The organism is Streptomyces subrutilus, assembly GCF_008704535.1.
GTDB lineage: Bacteria > Actinomycetota > Actinomycetes > Streptomycetales > Streptomycetaceae > Streptomyces > Streptomyces subrutilus.
Genome location: NZ_CP023701.1, coordinates 958,040 through 974,917, shown reverse-complemented (window position 1 = coordinate 974,917; position 16,878 = coordinate 958,040). Strand labels below are relative to the sequence as shown.

The following is a 16,878-nucleotide window of genomic DNA, read 5'->3' as shown; positions in this document are numbered from 1 at the left end:
GCCCCTGCGCGCCCGCCCCTGCGTTCCGTACCCGCGTCAGCCCGTCCCCGCCGCCCCGCCGCCGGTGCGCCCGCGGACCGATACCGCGACGTGGTCGACCCGCATCGGGTGCCCCGGTTCGGTGCCGGGGCCCGCGGTCGCCCCGTCGGCGAGCGGGAGCTTGCCCCCGACGGCGACGTTGAGGATCAGGAACAGCCCGTGGTCGATCGCGCGCTGCCAGGTGCCGCCGTCCATCCCGGCGGCCGTCACCCGGTGGTACGCGCGGCCGTCCAGGTACCAGCGCACCTCCTCCGCGCCGGGCGAGCGGTCGACCTCGACGGCGTAGGTGTGGAAGCCGGTACGGCAGCCCGCGCACGGCTGAGGCCCCGAGGTCAGGCCCGCCGGCTCCCGGCACGGGCCGCCCTCCGCGACGCCGCAGTGCAGGGAGCCGAACACGGTGTCGCGCCCGTTGACCGACTCCATCACGTCGATCTCCCCGACGCCCGGCCAGCCGGTGTACCCGTCGCGCAGCGGCGCGCCCAGCGTCCAGAACGCCGGCCAGTACCCGGCCGCCTTCGCCCCGGTCACGTCCGGCAGCGCGATCGAGGCCTCGATGCGCAGGGTCCCGCCGGGTGGGGCCGCGAAGTCGGAGCGCCGCGTCTCGATGCGGCCCGAGCTCCAGGCACCGTCCTTCACCGTGGGGACGATCTCCAGCGCGCCCTTCCCGTCGAGCCGCACGTTGTCGGTCGAGTCGGTCATGGTCTCGATCTCGCCCGTGCCCCACCGCGGCGCCGGGCATCCCGGGTAGCAGGTGCCGACGTCGTGGATCCACCGGTCGGCCGAGGGCGGACTGCCGGCCGGCCCGTCGAAGTCGTCCCGCAGCAGGGGCGTCCACCCGTCCGCACCGGCCGGCGCGGACGCGGCCGTCGCGGGCAGCGCGCCGGACTCCGTGAGGAGCCGCTCCAGCCGCCCGGTCAGCACGACGGCGGCCACGTTGGTCAGGTGGGCGTCGTCCCGGTAGAGCAGGATCCGGTCCAGCACGGCCGGGCAGGTGGGTCCGGTGCCCGGGCACAGGACCTCGTTGACGCCCACGCTCCGTACGCCGGGCAGCGCGCCGGCCGTGATCCGGGCGGCCAGCGGATCGGGCTGCCGGGCGCCCTCGCGGGCGAACGCGCAGGCGGCGGGGGAGTCGAGGTGGCCGGAGACGCAGGCGGGGACGTCCGTCCCGGGCACGGGAGTGTCCTCGATGTAGACGATCGGTACCCCCAGCTCCCGCAGCGGCCGCAGGGTCTTCTCCCAGGCTTCGGCCAGGAGGGCCTGGTCGGCGGTGTAGCGGTTGAGCGAGGAGAGCACGATCAGGCGGGGTCTGGGCTGCTGCGTCCGCAGCCGCTCCAGGGCGTCGGCCCGCCAGGTGTCGCATTCGCGGTAGGCGCGGCCGAGCTGCGGGCTGTCCACCGACAGCTGGGGCAGCGGGCAGCCCTGCTTCACCAACTCCTGGAGCGCCCAGCCCCGTTGCGCGGCCAGGGCCAGCATCGGGGAGAACCACTGCCCGGCGTGCGAGTCGCCGAGGAGCACGATCCGGTCCGGGCTGTCCACCGCCCCGAACAGGCAGTCCGGGCTGCGGGTCTCGGCGGGGGCCACCTGGCAGCCCGCGTCCGGCGGGAAGTCGGCGCGCGCCTGGGCGGGACTCGGCACCACCGGGCCGTCCGCCGGCGCCGCACCGGCGGTCCGGGCCAGCAGCGTCGGCCCGGACACGGCGCCCGGGGGCAGCCCCCGCGGGTCGGGCGGGGCCGCCGGGCCCAGCAGGTGCAGGGTGGTGGTCCCCACCACCAGGGCGAGGACCACCGGCAGCACGACGGCCGTGACCCCCACCGAGAGCCCGCGCCGCGGGAGTTCGGAGACGGTGCGGCTGCGGCGCAGCGGCTGCTCGACCCAGCGCAGGGTGGCCAGGGCGGGTGCGGCGGCCGCCAGCGTCAGTCCGGCCCGCGCGGGCCAGCCCAGCGTCCCGAACCGGGCCTCGGCGAGGACGAGCACGGGCCAGTGCCACAGGTACAGGTTGTACGAGAGCCGCCCGACCGCCCGGGGCGCCCGCCCGGCCAGCAGCCGCCCGACGGCGTGGGCACCGAGTGCGTCGTGCTCCCCGCGGCCGGGTATCGCGGCGAGGATGACGGCCGCGGTGGCCACGGTCGGCACCAGGGCCGCGTAGCCGGGGTAGGGGGTCGAGGCGTCGTACGAGACGACGCACCAGCCGATCGCCGCGGCCCCGGCCCAGCCGCACACCAGCCGCAGCGGGCGCGGGCCGCGCATCAGGTGCCAGGGCAGCAGGGCGAGCAGCGCGCCGACGCCGAACTGCCAGACGCGCGAGGGGGTTCCGAGGTAGGCGAGCGAGACGGAGCGGTCCGTCCAGTACAGGGACAGGGCGAACGACGCGAGCACCAGGGCCGCGGTCGGCAGCGCCACGACGGCGCGCACGGCCCGCCCGCGGCGCGCCGCCCCGGCCGCGAGGAGCACGACCACGGCCAGCAGCGGGGCCCAGAACAGGTAGAACTGCTCCTCCACGGCCAGGGACCAGAAGTGCAGCAGCGGGCTCTGGTCGTGCCCGGCGGCCAGGTAGTCGGTCCGCTGCGAGACGAACCGCCAGTTCGCGACGGACAGGGCCGAGGCCACCACGTCGCGCTCCAGGTCGGTGCGGCGCAGCGGGACGGTCAGCCAGGCTCCCGCCACGGCCACCGCGCCGAGCACCACGGCGGCGGAGGGCAGCAGCCGCCGGGCCCGCCGGGAGAAGAAGTTCCCGAGCCGGATCCGGCCGGTGGTGATCGCCTCCCGGACCAGGAGGCCGGTGATCAGGTAGCCGGAGATGACGAAGAAGACGTCCACGCCGACGAAACCGCCCGCCGTACCGGGGACCCCGGCGTGGAAGGCGAGGACCGCGAGGACGGCGACCGCGCGCAGGCCCTCGATGTCGGGCCGGAAGGCGGAGCGGTGCGGGCTGGGTCCGGATTCGGCGTCCGGGGACCCGCCGCCCGGGGCGGCCCCGGGCGGCGGGGGTCCGGGGGGCCCGGTGGGGCGTTCCCGGCGCCGGCGCAGGCCGGGGGAGAGGGGGAAGGGCATGGTGGTGACGCCTTTCAACTCAGCCAGGGGAGCATCGGGTCGACCCACCCGGATGCCAGCAGGCCGGTGAGCAGGAGGACCGCGGAGGCGGCGAGGGTTTCGGGCCAGCGCCGGGGGAGCACGCTGGTACGGGTGCGCAGGGAGGCGAGCAGGCGGGCGCGTACCGGCCGGGCGGACGCGCGGGGGCGCAGCTCGGCCGCCAGGTCGCGGATGAGCGGCAGGTTGATCTGGCACTGCACCAGGAGGTAGAGCAGCAGACCCCAGTTGGGCTCCCAGCCGTTGCGGGCCACGGCCAGGGCCAGGCCCGCGGCGGCGGCGCCGTTGGACAGGACGAGCCAGACCAGCGAGACGGCCACCACCCGGCGGGCCATTCCGCCGCGTGCCGTGCGGCCGTGTGCGCCGGTGGGCACCCAGGCGGCGCTGCGGCCCCGCAGCGTGTGCAGGAACGCGGTCGCGGCGGCCACGCTGGTCAGGACGTTCGCCCGGATCACCTCCACCCGCCAGCGGGTCCGGCTGATGCGCGGCAGCAGGACGTGCCAGAGCCACAGCGGGGCGAGCAGCGGCAGCACGTGCCAGGGCCGGATGTGGTCCGGGTACCAGAACATCATCACCAGCGGCGGCAGCGGCGCCGCGAAGGTGTTCACCGCCGTCGTCAGGTAGCCGACGACGCCCTCGTAGAAGCACAGCCGCATCCGCCACGGTGCGCGCATCCGCCGCAGGACGGGGGTGCCGAGCAGGTGCAGGTTGCCCATCGCCCAGCGGTACTGCTGGTTGACGAAGGAGGTGAGCTCGTCGGGCGAGGTGCCCTTGGCGACCAGCACCGGCACGTACTGGGTGCGGAAGCCCTTCTCGTGCAGGGCCAGCCCGGTGTAGAGGTCCTCGCTGTGGTCGAGCCGGGCGAAGCCGCCGGCCAGGTCGATGGCGCGGCGCCGGTAGACGGCGTTGCTGCCGCAGCAGATGGCGGCGTCGCTCGCGTCCCTGGACGGCTGGATCCAGCGGAAGAACCACTCCTGGGCGGAGCCGGCGGCCCGCTGGACCCATCCCATGGTCTCGTCGGTGTCGAAGCACTGCGGGCTCTGCACGATCCCGACGGCGGGGTCGGCGAGGTACGGGACGAGGTGGCGCAGGAAGTCCGGGCGGGGTGCGAAGTCGGCGTCCAGGATCGCGATGAACTCGCCGCTGCTCAGGGTGAGGGCGTGGTTGAGGTTGCCGGCCTTCTTCAGGTGCCCGCGGTCGGGGCGTACGACGTACTCGTACCCGTACGAGGCGGCCAGGGCCGCGACCTCGGGCGAGTCGGCGTCGTCCAGCACCCAGACGGTCAGCGCGCCGGGCCAGTCGACGGCCGCGACCGCCCGGTAGGCGTTGGCCAGGATGGTCTGCGGTTCGCCGCACGTCGGCAGGTAGAGGTCGACGTGCGGCAGTGCCGCGGGCCGCCAGGCGCGCACGAGGACCTCGTGCGACTGCCGGGTCAGGCGCCGCTGGCGCAGGCTGTTGAGGGAGGACAGGACGAGGGCCGCGACGTTGAGGCCGAGGACGGCGAGGAAGGCCCACAGGGCCGGGGTCCGCAGCGCGAAGGTGAACATGGTCGCCGCGGTGAACACGAAGGCGAGCGAACTGCTGACCAGGACCCAGCGGCGCTGCGGGCCGAAGTACCAGTAGAGCTCTTCGTCGGTCGGAGGTTGGGGAAGGTGATGAAAGGTCATAAAGCCCCCCTGGGCTGTGTATGCGCCCGTTTCAGATGACCCACCCTAATGCCAAAGGTATAGACCACTTGCACGCGGACGGGTCAACGGAGGGAATCGGACAGGGGATTGGCGCGACTGGAGTGGTCCAGACCTCTTGGTCGGATCCATTCGACCGGCCCGGCCGCCCGGTCGGGGGAGGTGCGGGCCACGCCCGGGTGAACAGTCCCGGAATTCACGGGCGCCCGGGTTTGCGCGCCCGGGCGGCTGCGGTTCCACTGTGGGGGTGGGGCGCGCGGGCGCGGGTGTGGCGTGCGCGGCCGAAGCGGAGCGAACGAGGACGGTCGACATGGCGGACAGCCACCAGGTGCTGCTGATCACCTTCACCGGGCCCGGGCCCGCCCGCGCCGCCTACCGGGAGGCCCTGGACCTGCCGGGTCTGCGGCAGGCGGCGATCCTGGAACGCTCCGCCGAGGGGCTGCTCGACGTACCGGAGAGCCACGTCCGGGGCGCCGGTAAGCGGGCGGCGGGCGGCGGGCTCGTCGGCGGCCTGATCGGCCTGCTGGGCGGCCCCCTCGGCGTGCTCTTCGGGTCGGCGGCCGGAGCGGCCCTGGGCGGCGCCGTGGAGAACCGGGAACTGCTGGAGGGCGGCGCCGGCCTGATCATGCTGAGCAGCCGCATCGACGAGGGGGCCGCGCTGCTCGTCGTGGACCTGGAGGAGGCCGGGCCGGGGCCGGGCGACGAAGTGGCACGACGGCACGGCGGGACCCTGGAGCGCGTGCCCGAGGAGGAGTTCGCCGCCCGGGTCCGGGCCGCCGAGGAGGCGGCCGGGGACTGACGGCCGCGGGCCCGCGGGTGATCGCCCGCCCCGCGTGGCGATCACCCGCCCGGGACGCGAGAATGTGAGGGCCGGGGGCCGCGGGGGACGTGGAACGTGCGGAACACAGGTGATCGCCCATGTGCAGGTGGCTCGCGTACTCGGGAACCCCGTTGCTGCTCGACACCGTGCTGTACAAGCCTCAGCACTCGCTCATCGATCAGAGCCTGCACTCCAGGATGGGCGTGGAGACCACGAACGGCGACGGTTTCGGCGTCGGCTGGTACACCGAGGACGGCCGGGAGACCCCGACGCCCGCGATCATGTGCGACGTCGGCCCGGCCTGGAACAACCGCAACCTGCACGAGATCGCCGACCACGTCCGCTCCGGACTGTTCTTCGCCCACATCCGGGCGTCGACGGGCACCGCGGTGCAGCAGTCGAACTGCCACCCCTTCCGGCACGGCCGCTGGATGTGGATGCACAACGGCGCCATCGCCGGATTCCACGAGATGCGCCGCGAACTGTGCCTGCTCGTCGACCCGGTGCTGTTCCCCGACATCGGGGGGACCACGGACTCCGAGGTCATGTTCTACCTGGCGCTCACCTACGGACTCGACGACGACCCGCCGGCCGCCGTGGCGCGGATGGTGGGCGTGGTGGAACGGGTCGGCCGCGAGCACGGCGTGGAGTTCCCGATGCAGATGACCGTCGCCGTCACCGACGGCGTACGGGTGTGGGCCTTCCGCTACTCCAGCAGCGGTGCGTCCCGGTCGCTGTTCTACAGCAGCCGGGTGGATTCGCTGCGCCGCCTCCACCCCGACAAGGCCTTCCTGCGGGACGTGTCCGAGGAGACGCGGCTCGTCGTCTCCGAGCCGCTCGGAGACCTGCCGGGTGCCTGGCACGAGGTCCCGGAGAGCACCTACGGCATCGTCCAGCCCGGGGCCGACGAGCTGCTGCCCTTCGTCCCGCAACCGGCCTGACGCTCCCCGGACGGCGCGCCGCTACGCCGGTATCGTGCCCCGGCGGTCGTCGCGTTCCGCCGCCTCGGCCACGCGGGTGACGCGCGCCAGCCGCCGGTCCCGGTCGATGGCCGGCGCGGCCATCCGGCGGGCCGTCGCGCTGGCCTCGCCGTCGGCGGCGGGCAGGTCCAGCAGGCGGCGGCGCGTCGGGTCGGGTCGGCCAGTGCGGCGAGGCCGCGGGCAGGGGGCGGGCCCGGGGGCGGCCGGTCGCGTCGTGGGGCGGACGTGACGGAGCCCCTGTCCGTCGAACACCGCGATCGACGGACAGGGGCTTCCTTCACCGCGCCCGCTGCGACCCGCGAGAGCCGCCAAGCGGTCCAGGGGCGGGTGTCCGCACCCAGTGAACCAGGGGTCGACCCGAGGGGACGACTGGTTTCGGACACGGAAACCGGCCGGATCGGCCTGTCGGGTTCCAGTGAATCATCCAACGGAATCCGGCACCAGACCTCGCACATGCGATCTGTAACACGGCAGTGGCCTGGTAAGTGCCGATCTTCGTATCGGTCCGCAACCGCCCGGCCCGCGCCCTGCGGGCCGGGACCGTCAGCGCCAGGCCGGATGGGCCTCGGACGTGCTCGCGGTGGTGAGCAGCCGCTCGCCGGTCGCGTCGGCGCGGACGGCCCAGACGGCCGGCTTCTCGTACGGTCCGCGGACGAACGCCACCCATTTCCCGTCGGGTGACCAGGCCGGATCCATCTCGTGGGCGTCGGTGGCCACCAAGGCCCGGTCGCCGGCGCCGTCCGCGCCGACGAGGCGGATGTCGCCCTGGGTGCCCGCCCCGTACGTGCCCGCCGTGTACGCGAAGGTCGTGCCGTCGGGGGACCACACGGCGTCGAGCGCCGGGTGGGGGAGCCGGGTCACCTGCCGCGGTGCGCCGCCCGGTGCGTCCGGGTCGACCAGGTGGATCTGCCAGTCGTCCGGTGCGGTCTGCAGGGAGACGGCGACGTGGCGGCCGTCCGGCGACCACGCCGGGTCCTCGACCGGGCCGGTGCCGGTCGTGAGCTGCCGGGCGGCGCCGTCGGCGACGGCCACCGCGAACAGCTGCTGTACGCCGTCCTTCAGGCGCAGCACGGCGAGCCGCGTGCCGTCCGGCGACCAGGACACCCGGCCGCCCGCGATGGCGGCGATGCGCCGGGGCTGCGAACCGTCGGCCTTCGCGGTCCAGACGGCCGTGCCCGTGGCGGTGGTGCGGGTGAAGGCGAAGGACGCGTGGTCGGGGGACCACTGCGGGAGGACGTCGCAGGCGTCTCCCGCCACGAGCTGCCGGGGCGCGTCCGTGGCGGCGTCGCGCCCGGCGATCACCCCGTGGCAGGTGCCCGGCCAGCCCGGGGCCGTGTCCAGCCGGACCAGCAGGGGAGCGGTCGGGAAGGGAGCCGGCCCCGTGGCGGTGGCGGTGGCGGGCGGACCGTCCGCGCCGGGCGCGGCCCCGTCGTCCGTGGTGCCGTGCCAGGGCTGCCACGCCGCCAGTCCGCCCGCCGCCAGCAGTCCCACGAGCACCCCCGCGCCCACCGCCGTACGCCCGCGCCGCGCCCGCCCGGCACCCGGCGCCGACACCGCGCCCCGGCCCGGCGGCTCGACGGGGTACGGGCCCACGGCAGCGGGGGCCGCGGCCGCCGGGGCCGCGGTCGCGCCGGGGCCGGGCCCAGCGCCGGGCCCCCTGCCCGATCCGGCGACCCCCTCCGGCCCCGTCCCGCGATCTGGCGCTGCCGGGTCGGCCGGGTCCGCCGGGTCCGGGGCCGTCCCGCCGGCGCCCTGCCGGCCGCCGCCACCCCCCTCACCACCGGCCCCCTCCTCGACCCCGGCCGCAGCCCGCGGGGCCCGCGGGGTCTGCGGGTCGGGGAGCAGCAGGGTGGCCGCCTCCGGCAGCCAGTGGTCGCCGGCCGGGTGGCGCACGGTGAGCCCGCCGAGGAAGGCGGTCGGGGTGGGCCGGTCGCCCGGGTCCTTGGCCAGGCACGCGGCGACGGCCCCGCACAGCTCGTCGGGCACGCCCTCCAGGTCCGGTTCCTCGTGCACGGCCCGGTAGTGCCGGGCCGCCGACGGGCCGTCGCCGAAGGGCGCGCCGCCCGCCGCCTGGGCGAGCACCACGCCCAGCGCGAACATGTCCACCGCGGGGGTCACCGCGCCGCCGGTGAGCTGCTCCGGCGCCAGGAACCCCGGGGTGCCGATCTGCAGGCCGGTCTGGGTGAGGGCCGTACCGTCCAGGGCGCGCGCGATGCCGAAGTCGATGACCCGGGGCCCGTCCTCCGCGACGATGATGTTCGCCGGCTTCAGGTCGCGGTGCATGATCCCGGCCCGGTGGATCGCCTCCAGCGCCTCGGCGAGACCGGCCGCCAGCACGGTCAGCGTGTCCACGGGCAGCGAACCGACCCGGGCCAGCACCGTCCGGAGGGTGGGGCCCGGCACGAAGGCGGTGACCAGCCAGGCCGGTTCGCCCTCCGGGTCGGCGTCGACGACCGGCGCCGTGTGGAAGCCGCCGACCCGCCGCGCGGCCGCGACCTCGTCGGCGAACCGCCGCCGGAAACCGGGCTCCGTGCTCAGTTCGGGGCGCACGACCTTGACGGCCACCGCGCGGCCGGACGGGGAGCGCCCCAGGTAGACCACGCCCATGCCCCCCTGGCCGAGCCGCCCCACCAGCCGGTAGCGGCCCCCGCCGACCGAAGTGGGATCGCCCGTTTCGAGCGGCTTCATGTGGTCCCCCGTTGTCCGGATCCGTGCGGTGACAGCATCTCCTACCGGCCACGGCGCGCACCCGTCAAGCGAGGACCCCGCCGGCCCGGGGGCGCGGGAACCGGAGCATGGGGAGCGGAACACGGGGAACCGGCCGGTATGGCCGGTGCGACGGTCAGACGATAGCGTCGGCCCCGAAGATCGGAGTGTCATGTCCCGTACGTTCAGCGTGTCCGACAGCGTCCTCGTCGCCCTCCCCCCGGAGACCGTCTACCAGCAGGTCTCCGACCCGGCGCGCATGGGCGCCTGGAGCCCGGAGAACCTGGGCGCCACCGTTGCCGGTGACGGGGGAGCGGCCCACGTCGGCATGGCCTTCGACGGCCACAACAAGCGCGGCCCCTTCCGCTGGACCACCCGCTGCACCGTCACCGCGGCCGACGAGGGCCGGCTCTTCCGGTTCCGGGTCCACGCGATCGGACTCAAGCGGCCGCTGCTGCGCGGCCCCATCGCCACCTGGGAGTACCGGTTCGAGCCGGCCGAGGGCGGCACCCGGGTGACGGAGACGTGGACCGACGACCGGCGGGCGTGGCCCGACGCCGCGGCCAACGCCTTCGACCGGGTCGCCACGCGGGGCCACACCTTCGCCGACTTCCAGCGCAGGAACATCCGCATCACCCTGCGCAACCTCAAGGCGGCGCTCGAAGCCCCCGCCGCGGGAGCCTGAGCGCCGCTCGGAGCCCCGCCGTCAGACCGTCGCCAACTGCGGGATCAGGCGCAGCGCGTTGTCGTGGTAGACGCCCCGCACCTGCTCGGGAGTGAACGACGGGTCCGCCTCCAGCTCGGGGAGGGCCAGCTCCGTGACCGTGTCGGCGGGGGCCGCCGGCCAGTCCGTGCCGAACAGGACGTGGTCGGCGGGCACGTGGGCCAGCAGGGTCGCCGCGGGCGCCATGGGGCCGGCCGTGTCGTAGTAGAAGCGCCGGAGGTGGTCGGCGACCGCGCCGGGGTCGACCGGCGGGTCGCAGAACCGTCCCAGGGCCCGCATCCGCGTCGCGATGTACGGCAGGAAGCCGCCGGCGTGCGGCAGGATCACCGAGAGGTCCGGGAAGCGGTCCAGGGTCCTCCTGGCGATCATGTTGACGGCCGCGCGGGTGGTGTCCAGCAGGAAGTCGCACATGAAGTTCGGCACGCCCGGGACCGTCGCCGCTCCCGGAGGGCCGCCCGGCAGGTTGTGCGGATGGGTGTCCACCACGGCGGAACAGTCGTTCAGCTCCGCGAACAACCGGTCGTAGGCCGGATCCCCGAGATACACGCCCCCGTAATTGGCCGTCACGTTCACCCCGACCGCACCGAGCTGTCCGATCCCGCGACGGATGGCCCAGGACGAGGCGTCGTGGTCGTCCAGGAAGAGCGGGACGTAGAACGCGAACCGGCCGGGGTGCGCGCCGGCGACCTCGATCATCGAGCGGAGCGTGATGGCGATGGCCTCGCGCAGCTGCGCCGACGACTGGTAGCGCGCCGGAAGCATGGGCTTGAGGACGGCCGTCGTGATGCCGGCCGCGTCCATGAACCGCAGCGACGCCGCCGTGTCGAGCCGGGACCAGGGCGGCAGGTGCTCCGCCTTGACCAGGCCGTGGCGCACGGCCCACTCGCGCCATTCCGGGGCGCAGTAGTGGTGGTGCATGTCGATCTTCGCCGGGGACCCGGGCACCGCGCCCGGGCCCGGAGCGAGGGCGCCCGGCTCCAGGCGCGCGCGGTCGCCGGTGTCCGCGACGGCGGCCGGCGGAGCGCCCACCGGGCCGTCCGGGTGGGGGAGTTCGGAGGTGCTCGCAGAGTCCTGCATGCCGGTCGCCGTCCGTCGGTGGTGGGTTACGTGCGGGGGGCCGCGGGGGCCGGGGACGGCGCGGGCCGCAGCGCGGCCGGGGAGAGCGCCGTCGCGGCCGGCGGCTCCGGGGTGTCGTCCGCGGCCCCGGCGTCCCCGGTCGGGCCGGTGGACGGATCCAGGACGAGGGGGAGCTGCTGGAGCCCCCGGAACGCGGCCACCGGGCCCTTGAGCCAGGCCTCGCGGCTCGTCCGGGGATCGGCGAGCCGCATCTCCGGGAACTCCCGCAGCAGGCAGGAGAGCGCGATCTCCAGCTCCAGCCGGGCCAGCGGGGCCCCCAGGCAGTAGTGCGTCCCGTGGCCGAAGCCCAGGTGCGTGCCCTGGATGCCCTCGCGCGTCACGTCCAGGACGTCGGGGGCGTCGAACTTCTCCGGATCGCGGTTGGCCGAGGAGAGGGCGATCTGCACCAGGGAGCCCTTCGGGATCAGGGTGCCCCGCAGCCGCACGTCCTCGGCCGCGTACCGGAAGGTCGACGTCTCCACCGATCCCTCGAACCGCACGATCTCCTCGACCGCCCGCGGCACCAGCGCGGGGTCGCGCCGGAGCTTGTCCAACTGGTCGGGCCGCAGCAGCAGGTGCAGGACGGTGTTCCCGATCTGGAACGCGGTGGTCTTGTGCCCGGCGAAGAAGATGACCCACATGGACGAGACGAGTTCCGTGTCGTCCAGCGCGTCCTCCGCCCGGATCAGGTCGCCCAGGAAGGAGTCCGACGGGTGCGCGCGGGTCTGCGCGACGAGCTGCCCCAGCCGCTCCCGCAGCCACTCCTCGGCGGCCAGCAGCTCCGCCTTCAGCCGGGGGTCGAAGCGGGCGCGCGTGACGACGGAGAAGTGCTCCAGGATCTCCGGACGCTCCTCCTCCGCGATGCCCATCAGCTCGCACAGGACGGCGATGGGCAGCGGGAACGCGAAGGACGACATCAGGTCGACCTCGTTGCGCGCCCGGCACTCGCGCAGCAGGCGCTCGGCGATCGCTGTGATCCCGGCCCGCATCTCCTCCACCCGCCGGGGGGTGAACGCGCCGCGCAGGGTGCGGCGCAGCCGGGTGTGCCGGGGCGGGTCCGAGTTGAGCACGTTGTCGTCGAGGGCGTCGAAGAAGCTGCCGTACACCGCGTGGTACGTGTCCAGCGCGCCCCGCATGTCCTTGCTGAAGCGCGGGTCCGACAGGGCGTCGCGGGCGTCGTCGTACCGGGTGATGAGGTAGGTGTCGATCCCGTGCGCCGGCTTCAGCAGGCACACCGGGTCCTGCTCGCGCAGGACGGCGTAGGCGGGGTGCGGGCACGTGCGGTACTCCGGCGCGCCCCGGGACACGGCCGACACGATCTCGTCCAGCGTGCCGCCGTCGTGCGGTGCCGCGTTCTCCTGCGTCATCTTCCACGCCCTCCGTGACACTCGGGTTCTCGGACCCACCGGTTCCCTGCGGGGGCGCGGCGCGAAACGGTCCCCTGCCCGTTCGAGTGAGTCGCCCCGGCCGACCGGGCGACCGGGCGTCCGCCGGACGGCCGGGCCGGGTGTCGGACGCCTCCCCGCCGGGGAAGGGCTGGTGCCGCAGCCCGCCCTCCCGAGGAGTCCGCACATGGCCCGACGTACCGCCCCGGTCCTCACGGCAGCCGCCGCGCTCGCGCTGTCGGCCGTCGCCGTCCCCACCGCCGCGTCCGCGGCCACCGCCTCGGACCGGGCGGCCGCCACCCAGCGCGCCGTCGTCTACCGGGCGACCGCCGCCTACCAGCTCCACGCCAACGCGGTGAAGGCCGGCTACGTCCCGGACAAGTACTGCGTCACGGACCGGGCGGGCTCGGGCTCGCTCGGCTACCCGCACTTCAACCACGCCTACGACAACTCCGTCGACCCGGCCAAGCCCGCCGCGCTGTTCTACGAGGACGACGGCCGCGGCGGCAAGCGCCTCGTCGGGGTCCAGTGGCTGGTCTACGACCGGGACCAGAACGCGGCCACCGACGACGACCGCCCCAGCCTCTTCGGCACCCGGTTCACGGGTCCGCGCGCCGGCAACTTCCCGGGCCAGCCGATCCACTACGCCCTGCACCTGTGGCTCTGGAAGGCGAACCCCAAGGGCCGCTACGAGACCTACAACCCGGCCGTGACCTGCCTCCCCGGCACCGTCCGCCCCAAGCCGGCCGGCGGGGCGGGAGCGCGGCCCCGGCCGTAGCGCAGGCCGCCGTCCATCCGGCGGGTCGCCGTCATCCGTTCGAGGGAAGCGCTCCACGGGGGCCAAGCCGGGCCCGTGACCGTGCCGAAATGCTCGTCGTGGGGTGCGAAACCATCGGCCCCGGACCGGCGCACGATGGAGCGCGCCGGGAACGCACTTCTGTGGGAGGCATTCATGTCCCGTGTTCTGAAGACCGCAGGACTCGCACTGGCGGTGGGAGCCGCGGTGGTCGGCGGCGCGTCCGCCGCTTCGGCCGACGCCGGCGCACAGGGCCTCGCGGCCGGTTCGCCGGGCGTCGCGTCCGGCAACCTGATCCAGGTCCCGGTCCACATCCCGGTCAACGCCTGCGGCAACTCCGTCAACGTCATCGGCCTGCTGAACCCGGCCTTCGGCAACACCTGCGTCAACGCCTGACCGGGACCGACAGCCTCCGGCCCGGCCGATGAACGGGGTGGCCAGGGCCGGATGAACCCGTCCTCGCCGCGGCGCGGAGTCCTGTGCGCAGGACCCGGCCCCCGCGGCCGGCCCGGCAGGACGGGATCCGCTGCGGGTGGTGGTCGGCACCGCCACCCGCAGTGCCCGTACCGGTCCGGATGGTGGTGCCCGGCCTGTACGGCTACGTGTCCGCCGGCAAATGGATCGAGGACATCGAGCTCACCACCTTCGGCGCCTGTGACGCCTACTGGGTCAAGCGGAGCCGGCCCCGCAGGTGCCCCCGTCAAGACCGAGGCCCGCATCGACACCCCCCAGCCGTTCGCCCGGCCCGCCCCGGGCACGGTCACGGTCGCCGGCGTCGCCTGGGCCCAGCACCGCGGCATCCGACGGGTCGAGGTGCGCACCGACGACGGGCCCTGGCACGACGCCGACCTCGCCGTCCAGGACACCCGCGACACCTGGCGCCAGTGGTCCCGCCCCTGGAAGACCACGCCCGGCGGCCACACCCTCGCCGTCCGCGCCACCGACGGCACCGGCCGGGTACAGACCGAGCGGCGCACCGGGACCATCCCCGACGGGGCGAGCGGCTGGCACAGCGTCCTCGTCACCGTCGGATGACCCGTCCCGCCCGCCCCTCACCCCCTCACCCCCTCACCCCCTCACCCCCTCGCCAATCCCGTGGCGTGCCTGCGGCGAATCAAGGGGGAGGGGAAACCGTGAGGCGATCGACATGACCGACGAAGAGTTCGACCGGCTGGTGGAACAGGCCCGGGCCGAGGCCCGCCGCACCTCGTTCCCCGCCCTGGACTCCGAGGACCCCGACGAGCGGTACGGCTTCCACACCCAGCACGCGGAGTACGGAGCCCCGGCCCACTGAGCCGCAGGGGCCGCGGGCGGGCGGGACGCACCCGAGCCGCCCGCCGGAACGGCCCCGTACGAGCAGCCCGGCTCGCTCCGTTCCCCCGATCGGACCAATCCGCGCCCCCCGCCGCCGCGAACCACGCGGGACGGGCCGTCGCGGGGCGGCGCGGCACCCGCCGGCGACCCGCCCCGGGAGCCCGGCACTCCGACGGCGACCCGCCCGTCCGGACCGATGGCCGCCGCCACCCCAGGAAGGCACCGCGCAGTGACCCTCTCCCTCCCTCCGCTCACCGAACGCCCGCACACCGCACCGCCGGCGCCCCGCCGGGTCGACGCTCCGGCCTGGCCCGACGTGACGGCCCGGCCCCGGACCCGGCCCGGACACACGGCCGTCGCCCGGCTGCTCGTCGGAAGGGCGCTGGCCCGGCTGCCGCTGCGCACGGCGACCGGCGCCGGACGGTCCGCGGGCACCGGACCGACCCTGATCCTGCACGATCCCGACGCCTTCTACCGGCGGATCGGCGGCCAGGGCCTCATCGGCTTCGGCGAGTCCTACATGGCCCGCGAATGGGACAGCGACGACCTGCCCGGCCTGCTCACCGTGCTCGCCTCGCACCTCGACGAGCTCGTCCCCGCGCCGCTGCGACGCCTGCGGGGCGCGTGGGTCAGCCGCCGGCCGGACGCGCAGCGCAACACGGTCACCGGGGCGAAGGAGAACGTCAGCCACCACTACGACCTGTCGAACGCGCTCTTCGAGCTCTTCCTCGACGAGACGATGACCTATTCGTCGGCGGTCTTCACGTCCTTCCCGGCCCGTCCCGAAGCCCTCCCGGACGCCCAGCACCGCAAGATCGACCGGCTGCTCGACCTCGCGGCGGTCGGCCCCGGCACCCGGGTCCTGGAGATCGGCACCGGCTGGGGCGAACTCGCGCTGCGCGCCGCCGCGCGCGGGGCCGACGTGGTGAGCGTGACGCTCTCCACCGAGCAGCGCGACCTGGCCCGCCGGCGCATCGCCGCCGCGGGGCTGGGGGACCGGGCCGAGGTACGGCTGTGCGACTACCGCGACGTCGAGGGCTCGTACGACGCCGTCGTCAGCGTCGAGATGATCGAGGCGGTCGGCGCGGACTTCTGGCCGGTCTACTTCACCGCCCTGCACGACGCGCTGGCCCCCGGCGGCCGGATCGCCCTCCAGGCCATCACCATGCCGCACGAGAGGATGCTGCACACCGGCCGCACCCACACGTGGATCAGCAAGTACGTCTTCCCCGGCGGCCTGATCCCGTCGCGCGAGGCCATCGAGCAGAACGCGACGGCGGCCGGACTGCGCGTCGCCTGCGACCACGGCTACGGCGACCACTACGCGGAGACGCTGCGGCTGTGGCGCGAGCGGTTCACCGCGCACGCCGCACAGGTGGACGCCCTCGGCTTCGACGACACCTTCCGCCGGATGTGGGAGCTCTACCTCGCCTACTCCGAAGCCGGCTTCCGCTCCCACTACCTCGACGTCCGGCAACTGCTCCTCACCCGCACCGCACCGCGGTCCGCGGAGCGGCGCCGATGAGCGTCGCCGGACCCGCCCCCCGCCCGGGGGAGCCGCACGCGCGCTCCGCACCGGCGGCCGACGGCCACGGGAGCCTCGGCATCCGCCGGGCACCGGACCGCCCCGCGGCCGCCGTGCTCCTGCTGCACGGCGGCCGCGCGGACGCCCTCGGCCCCCCGCCCGCCCTCAACCTGCCCGCCGCGCGCATGCGGCCGCTCGCCTCCGGCCTGGTACGCGCCACCCTCCTCGACCGGGTGCTCGTCGGGCACGTGCGCTACCGCCACCGGGGCTGGAACGGCCGCCGCGAGGACCCGGTCCGCGACGCGCGGGACGCCCTGGCCGCCGTCGCGGAGCTGGCCGGACCGGTCCCGGTCGTACTCGTGGGCCACTCGATGGGAGCCCGGGCGGCCCTGCGGATCGCCGCCGAACCGCAGGTCCGGGGCATCGTGGCCCTCGCCCCCTGGTGCCCGCCGGGAGAACCGGTCGGGCAGCTCGCCGGCCGCCGCGTGGTCGCCCTGCACGACCCGCAGGACCGGGTGACCTCGGCCGGGGGCACCTGGAGCCATCTGGCCCGCGCACAGGAGGTGGGCGCCCGCACCCTGGGCGTCGCGATGCCCGAGGGCGGCCACGCCATGCTGCGCGGGTACCGGACCTGGCACCGGCTCGCCACGGCCCTGACCCTCGGTCTGCTCGGCCTGGCACCGCTCCCGGCGGCCCTGACC

12 protein-coding genes and 2 pseudogenes are annotated in these 16,878 nt (G+C 75.3%); 9 read left to right on the top strand and 5 right to left on the bottom strand.

Annotation, left to right across the window (positions count from 1 at the left end):
• Window positions 1-36: 36 nt before the first annotated feature.
• Together CP968_RS04295 and CP968_RS04290 are read right to left on the bottom strand one after the other, a co-directional pair.
• Window positions 37-3,090, bottom strand: a complete 3,054-nt coding sequence (locus tag CP968_RS04295; protein WP_150516710.1) for an acyltransferase family protein — start codon at window positions 3,088-3,090, stop codon at window positions 37-39.
• A gap of 14 nt (window positions 3,091-3,104) precedes the next feature.
• The gene (locus tag CP968_RS04290) at window positions 3,105-4,793 is read right to left on the bottom strand and encodes a glycosyltransferase family 2 protein (protein WP_150516709.1); all 1,689 of its coding nucleotides are present in this window, start codon (window positions 4,791-4,793) and stop codon (window positions 3,105-3,107) included.
• A gap of 328 nt (window positions 4,794-5,121) precedes the next feature.
• On the opposite strand from CP968_RS04290, the gene CP968_RS04285 reads away from it, so the two are divergent.
• Together CP968_RS04285 and CP968_RS04280 are read left to right on the top strand one after the other, a co-directional pair.
• Window positions 5,122-5,610 (top strand): histidine kinase, encoded by a 489-nt coding sequence (locus CP968_RS04285; protein ID WP_150516708.1) that lies wholly within the window; start codon window positions 5,122-5,124, stop codon window positions 5,608-5,610.
• 119 nt (window positions 5,611-5,729) lie between these two features.
• Window positions 5,730-6,572 (top strand): class II glutamine amidotransferase, encoded by an 843-nt coding sequence (locus tag CP968_RS04280; RefSeq protein ID WP_150516707.1) that lies wholly within the window; start codon window positions 5,730-5,732, stop codon window positions 6,570-6,572.
• Between the two features lie 582 nt (window positions 6,573-7,154).
• Here the strand turns inward: CP968_RS04280 and CP968_RS04270 are convergent.
• A complete protein-coding gene (locus CP968_RS04270; protein ID WP_167536756.1) occupies window positions 7,155-9,299 on the bottom strand; it encodes a protein kinase domain-containing protein in 2,145 nt (714 codons plus the stop codon).
• Window positions 9,300-9,489: 190 nt separating this feature from the next.
• On the opposite strand from CP968_RS04270, the gene CP968_RS04265 reads away from it, so the two are divergent.
• Entirely contained in the window at window positions 9,490-10,002 is a 513-nt protein-coding gene (locus CP968_RS04265) for an SRPBCC family protein (protein ID WP_150516704.1), read from the top strand.
• 21 nt (window positions 10,003-10,023) lie between these two features.
• On the opposite strand, the gene CP968_RS04260 is transcribed toward CP968_RS04265, so the two are convergent.
• Window positions 10,024-11,118 carry an amidohydrolase family protein gene (locus tag CP968_RS04260; protein ID WP_150516703.1) on the bottom strand — a complete coding sequence of 365 codons (1,095 nt, stop codon included), beginning with the start codon at window positions 11,116-11,118 and terminating at the stop codon, window positions 10,024-10,026.
• 26 nt (window positions 11,119-11,144) lie between these two features.
• Window positions 11,145-12,524 (bottom strand): cytochrome P450 family protein, encoded by a 1,380-nt coding sequence (locus CP968_RS04255; RefSeq protein ID WP_150516702.1) that lies wholly within the window; start codon window positions 12,522-12,524, stop codon window positions 11,145-11,147.
• Window positions 12,525-12,729: 205 nt separating this feature from the next.
• Here CP968_RS04255 and CP968_RS04250 point away from each other — a divergent pair, with 205 nt between their 5' ends.
• From CP968_RS04250 to CP968_RS04230, 6 genes and pseudogenes are all read left to right on the top strand, one after another.
• Entirely contained in the window at window positions 12,730-13,320 is a 591-nt protein-coding gene (locus CP968_RS04250; protein WP_150516701.1) for a hypothetical protein, read from the top strand.
• Between the two features lie 174 nt (window positions 13,321-13,494).
• On the top strand, window positions 13,495-13,734 hold the full coding sequence (locus tag CP968_RS04245; RefSeq protein ID WP_150516700.1) for a chaplin: 240 nt from the start codon (window positions 13,495-13,497) through the stop codon (window positions 13,732-13,734).
• Between the two features lie 170 nt (window positions 13,735-13,904).
• Window positions 13,905-14,373 (top strand): annotated as a pseudogene (locus CP968_RS04240) (molybdopterin-dependent oxidoreductase); the annotation flags it as partial.
• 112 nt (window positions 14,374-14,485) lie between these two features.
• Window positions 14,486-14,632 carry a hypothetical protein gene (locus CP968_RS34010; protein WP_167536755.1) on the top strand — a complete coding sequence of 49 codons (147 nt, stop codon included), beginning with the start codon at window positions 14,486-14,488 and terminating at the stop codon, window positions 14,630-14,632.
• Between the two features lie 216 nt (window positions 14,633-14,848).
• Window positions 14,849-16,177 carry an SAM-dependent methyltransferase gene (locus tag CP968_RS04235; RefSeq protein WP_150516699.1) on the top strand — a complete coding sequence of 443 codons (1,329 nt, stop codon included), beginning with the start codon at window positions 14,849-14,851 and terminating at the stop codon, window positions 16,175-16,177.
• A pseudogene (locus CP968_RS04230) lies at window positions 16,174-16,743 on the top strand (alpha/beta hydrolase); the annotation flags it as partial. The gene CP968_RS04235 and the pseudogene CP968_RS04230, both read left to right, overlap by 4 nt.
• Between the last annotated feature and the right edge of the window lie 135 nt (window positions 16,744-16,878).